The sequence below is a fragment of the Romboutsia sp. LXY-2 genome, from assembly GCF_056171995.1.
In genome coordinates, this window is the sequence record NZ_JBKFGI010000052.1 from 1 (window position 1) to 260 (window position 260).

Sequence of the window (260 nt, forward strand, 5' to 3'; positions counted from 1 at the left end):
CTTGCACGCAAGGGGTCAGGAGTTCGATCCTCCTCATCTCCACCATTAATATCTTGAAAAAGATATGTTAGTACTTTGAAAACTGCATAACATTTAGTGATATGACATCATTTTAATATATAGACAAGATAAGTCTTTAAAACATCATTGAGAAGACAATCTCTTAAAAAAATCAACTTTAATAACTTGGTCAAGTTATTAAGGGTGCAGGGCGGATGCCTTGGCACTAGGAGCCGATGAAGGACGCGATAAGCTGCGAT

At 37.7% G+C, this 260-nt stretch carries 1 rRNA gene; it reads left to right on the plus strand.

The window, feature by feature from the left end:
• Positions 1–188: 188 nt before the first annotated feature.
• Positions 189–260 (plus strand): 23S ribosomal RNA (locus ACI48P_RS22300); the annotation flags it as partial.